This window comes from Bartonella sp. AA168HLJHH, assembly GCF_042197365.1.
Taxonomy (GTDB): Bacteria; Pseudomonadota; Alphaproteobacteria; order Rhizobiales; family Rhizobiaceae; genus Bartonella.
This window is the reverse complement of record NZ_JBHIRS010000093.1, coordinates 1-579: the sequence shown is the minus strand read 5'-3', so window position 1 is coordinate 579 and position 579 is coordinate 1. Positions and strand designations below refer to the sequence as shown.

Below are 579 nucleotides of genomic sequence, written 5' to 3'. Positions count from 1 at the left end.
GAAAAATTCTTCGACTGCATTGTCATCCATTATTCGTTTCTTGCAAGTTCTCTAACTCTGGAGAATGAGGATCATGAAAAGGCACTGGAATATTAACCGCCTCAAGTAAAGCGGTTCTCATAGTGTAATCAATAGCACCAATAAGGCTGGCTGCATCACATCCAACTTGTGCAGCAATGCTTGCACCAAAACGATGAGGAAAATTCAACATAGCATCACGGTGCGCTCTTCCAAACTCACGAGCTGCTCTCTTGACTTCTTCACGGTCAACGGTTGTTTCGCGTAAGCGTTCAAGAGCAATCTTCTCGCTTTCAAGGGCAACTTGCATTCGCTCCAGTTTTATCTTGTATTCATTGGCTCCATCTGTAGAGGCTTGTTTGATCTTTGTCCGCGGTTGACCATCAGGCGCTAAAAATGGAGCAGGGCGCTTTGTTGGATTCTCATTCCAGATAGCTGTTGCAAGCGCTTCATTGACAGAACCATCTTCAAAAAGAGCCTTATCAAATTTACCTGTCTTTATCCGAGAAACCACCGCATTATGTGAAACACCCATCTTCTTCGCAAACGCACGAACCGATA

At 44.4% G+C, this 579-nt stretch carries 1 protein-coding gene; it reads right to left on the bottom strand.

Annotation, left to right across the window (positions count from 1 at the left end):
* Positions 1 to 22: 22 nt before the first annotated feature.
* A partial coding sequence (locus ACFINM_RS09925) for a hypothetical protein (protein WP_375641407.1) occupies positions 23 to 579 on the bottom strand: 557 nt, incomplete at its 5' end.